The organism is Xenorhabdus santafensis, assembly GCF_033949405.1.
In the GTDB taxonomy this organism is placed as follows: Bacteria; Pseudomonadota; Gammaproteobacteria; order Enterobacterales; family Enterobacteriaceae; genus Xenorhabdus; species Xenorhabdus santafensis.
This window is the reverse complement of the sequence record NZ_VCDN01000118.1, coordinates 1-3,474: the sequence shown is the minus strand read 5'-3', so window position 1 is coordinate 3,474 and position 3,474 is coordinate 1. Positions and strand designations below refer to the sequence as shown.

General features: G+C 39.7%; 5 protein-coding genes and 1 pseudogene. 1 reads left to right on the top strand and 5 read right to left on the bottom strand.

The annotated features are described in order from the left end of the window. The 3 genes from FE392_RS18655 to FE392_RS18645 form a co-directional block, all read right to left on the bottom strand. On the bottom strand, positions 1-276 hold a 276-nt coding region (locus FE392_RS18655), incomplete at its 3' end, for an ORF6N domain-containing protein (protein ID WP_319931656.1). 320 nt (positions 277-596) lie between these two features. Then, a complete protein-coding gene (locus tag FE392_RS18650) occupies positions 597-1,469 on the bottom strand; it encodes a KilA-N domain-containing protein (protein WP_439153508.1) in 873 nt (290 codons plus the stop codon). Next, complete coding sequence (locus tag FE392_RS18645) at positions 1,450-1,620, bottom strand: hypothetical protein (protein ID WP_319931655.1); 171 nt, start codon at positions 1,618-1,620, stop codon at positions 1,450-1,452. The genes FE392_RS18650 and FE392_RS18645 overlap by 20 nt, the downstream gene beginning before the upstream one ends. A 104-nt stretch (positions 1,621-1,724) precedes the next feature. Here FE392_RS18645 and FE392_RS18640 point away from each other — a divergent pair, with 104 nt between their 5' ends. Beyond that, positions 1,725-2,513: a helix-turn-helix domain-containing protein gene (locus tag FE392_RS18640; protein ID WP_319931654.1), complete on the top strand. Its 789-nt coding sequence runs from the start codon at positions 1,725-1,727 to the stop codon at positions 2,511-2,513. 216 nt (positions 2,514-2,729) lie between these two features. Here FE392_RS18640 and FE392_RS18635 read toward each other — a convergent pair whose 3' ends face one another. Beyond that, complete coding sequence (locus FE392_RS18635) at positions 2,730-3,149, bottom strand: hypothetical protein (protein ID WP_319931653.1); 420 nt, start codon at positions 3,147-3,149, stop codon at positions 2,730-2,732. 209 nt (positions 3,150-3,358) lie between these two features. Continuing rightward, positions 3,359-3,474, bottom strand: a pseudogene (locus FE392_RS18630) (IS5/IS1182 family transposase); the annotation flags it as partial.

Sequence of the window (3,474 nt, the reverse complement as noted above, 5' to 3'; positions counted from 1 at the left end):
CTCGCTTAAAGATAGTCTGTTTTTGACTGGCTTACTTTGAGTAAGCCTGTTCTTGAATTCTTTTAAAATTGAACCAGTTAACTTAAAGAAATGCTTACCTTCAATAAAGCGCTCTTTATTACGAGAATGATTAACTTGAATGTTAATCGCATCAGTTTCATAAACATTGGCCAACATCTCAGTAGTAATAACCGGAACACTGTTGTGCATGATGGCGATCATATGTTCTACTGAGCGGGAGTGTTTAGTTAATTCGTTAACTGTTATACTTACCATGTTTACTTCCTTTAGAAGCCCCTTGCTATTGAGAGTAGTTCGGGGCTTCGCCATTTTTATATCAATACAATTTATCTCTTGCATATCGTTTTACGGTGTTTAGGATAAATAATTTATTATGTCCCTCAAAGGAAAAAACGGGACGTTTTGCAGCCGATTTCAGAACAATACTATTTATTACGTAACTGTTACTTTTTGTAAAGATTCGTATTGTGAATTTGGGAAGCGCCTCGAAAACTTGTTCAATTATTTAATTGAATGATTACATTAGTTTCGTGATGTGATAATTTAGATGGCTCGCCTTCCTTGGCAATCAAGTACTAAGCTACTTCTACACCGTGAATTAAATGTCTAAGTGCTTTAATGCCGTTCTCGTTATAGCGGAATGCCTCGACCTGTTTACTTGAGTGAGCTGACTGATCCAGAAAGAACTTGCCGTACTGCTCGTTTTTGAGATTGTGCGCATTGGCAACTCGCCCAATCTTGTTTGCTGACACTTCCAGCATCTTCCCCACCTCACCCGCTGTGTAATGCTTTTCTTCCAGTATGGGGAGGGGAATAGCTTCAAAGCCAACGATAGGGTTAACAATGTTGGCTGCTGCACACTGTTTTGCTTCACCGCTTAGGTTGGGCATCAAGTCAAACAGACTGGTAATAGCATCAACTGACATTTTCAGTGTTCTGGCGCGACGATATTCAGGAAGGCCTGACTTACTTTTCTCGGAAGCTGCTGGTGCTAATTTCCCAGAACGGAAATCAATAAAGGTCTGGTTTACCTGCAAACGGAATTTGGGAAAAATCCACCCTGCATATTCAACGGCTAAAAGCTCGTGGGCAAAAGTGCCAGGATTAATACCACCTTTTTGCACTTTGAGCACTTCTTGACCTAAGGCGGAATTCTGCCTTAGCTCCTCGACAAGCTCTTGGGCTTGTTTTGTTTCGAGCCAAGTTTTAGGGCGTTTGGCATCTTTACCACCACTCGCCTTATGAAGCGCATTCAGATTAAAACGACCTTCTGCATCAGTAGTGATTTCTACGCCAGCAATGACAGGTAGGTTACTATTTGCTATAGTCATGTTGTCGATCTCTTCGTTAGTGGTTGACTTGTTGGTTTCTTCGAGTGTTACTGACAAATTAGAAGCCTCGTTGGTTGCCGCCTTCGAGGTTTCGTCCTTATGGAAGCTGTAATTCACCTTTTTTCTCCATCTCCATCACGATATCAACGATATATTCCAATTGAACCTGCACAGAACGGCGCTTTTCTTCGGCTTTATCTTCTAGCCATTGGCGCATTTCGGGTTTCATTCGGAATGGGTATGGTGAAGGCCTAATATCTCTTTGCATTTTCATCTCCTGTGAATATTTGTAATTACACATTCTCATAATGTACTATTAGTTATAGCTCATGATTCCATCATGTGTCAATGTGAATTTTTTGGATTTCATATATGAAGATTGATGATTATTTTAAAACGCGAATCTCTCTAGCTAGGCAAGCTGCTAATCTGACACAAGGGGAACTCGCAGACAAAGTTGGTGTAGTCAGAAGGCAAATTGCTGCTTATGAGGCTGGAGATTCTAAACCTAGAGATAAGGTGTTGACTAATTTAGCCACAGTACTTGGTACAAGTAGTGAATGGCTGGCTGTTGGCGTTGGTGAAGAACCAAATATAGGTGATATCCGTAAGACTGTCACGTTACCTGAAATACCGCTTTATACAGCCCCAGGCACCACATCACCAAATAAATTTTATGATGCAGACGGAAATATAATTGCTAGTCCAGACGGTTTCATTGTCGCACCTCTAGATGCATCAGAATCAGCTTTTGCGATAAAGCTGCATGGTGATTCTATGCACTCAGCACACTCACCTTCATTTCCGCATAACTCAATTATCACATTTGAACCTGCTACATATGCTAATGACCGTGATTTTGTATTATGCGGATATGGTGATAGTACATTCTCTTTTAGACAATTGATTATTGAGCAAGGTGTTATCTACTTAAACTCTTTAAACTCTCAATATATTAATTACCCTCTTGGGGATGATTTTAAAATACTTGGAATAGCAATACATGCTCAACTTCCTATCCCCCGAAATTCTCAACCTATCTTTGCCCCCCCTTTATGGAAAGATATTACATCCATTGTAGGCAAGAAAAATGATATCAATAAGCGCCTTGACAAGATTGAATCCATGCTTGAGCAGCTACTCAACAAAAAAGCCCCGTGATGGGGCTTTTTGCTTACATTGAGGCTACATTTTTTGATAAGAGATAGAAGAACATAACTACGAATGCAATAACTGCAATTATAATTGCCTGCTTCTTATTTTTCATTTTTTATCCATAATGTTTTGATTAAAATCTTTTATAGATTAAAGCATTATAAGAAAGCAATCCATAAAAAAGCCCCTTGTGGGGCTAATTGGTTTCCAGAAGAACTATTTTCACTCTTTTCTGCAACCAGTAAGCTGCTGCATTATGCCGTCGTTACGCGGATTACCAATTGTAATTGTTGCTATAGCGTACTTTGGAGAAAAGTCCTCGCTAACTATACCATCATCATATTTGAACTCTCGTTCTGACATCAGTTTCCTGCCATCCGAAGTTACTGGTGGTGCAGTTAGAGCCATCTCATGACCTACATAATCGCCCGACTTCATTCCGTGAATCGTCATGACGCCATTTTTAAAAGTCATTCTGGCTCTTACTACTGACAGTGGGAAAGAATATTCGCTACCCTGATCTGCTGCTATAGAATTAAGTATCAGGCCTATTTTGCAAGAATACACACCATTAAATTCACTGTAGTTCTCACCGCATCCCGTTAAGATAAGTGCTGCACATGTCATTAGTAGCTTTTTCATTCCGTTATTCCTTTCTGCGGTCAGTTCTGGGTAGAACTGTTACTTTCTATGATTGCTTGAAAATTCATTATCCCAGTACTTTATTTTCCTGATAAATGCTTCACGGATTTCACTAGGCAGGTTGCGCTTTATTGTGGATATTTCATCTTCAAAATCTTTATAGATGCTAGTTGAATCCTACCCTACCTTTAGGTGACTATTCTTAGAGCCTATCCCGCAAGGATTTTATTCCACACAATCAACCCACAACAAAAATACAGCATGCCTTCATAACTACTGATTTTCTTTTCCCAACGAATTAGTATCCGTCGGTAACGATTCATCC

Coding starts and splice junctions, on each gene's coding strand:
- FE392_RS18645 (WP_319931655.1), bottom strand. CDS start 1,620: ATGCAAAGAGATATTAGGCCTTCACCATACCCATTCCGAATGAAACCC.
- FE392_RS18640 (WP_319931654.1), top strand. CDS start 1,725: ATGAAGATTGATGATTATTTTAAAACGCGAATCTCTCTAGCTAGGCAA.
- FE392_RS18635 (WP_319931653.1), bottom strand. CDS start 3,149: ATGAAAAAGCTACTAATGACATGTGCAGCACTTATCTTAACGGGATGC.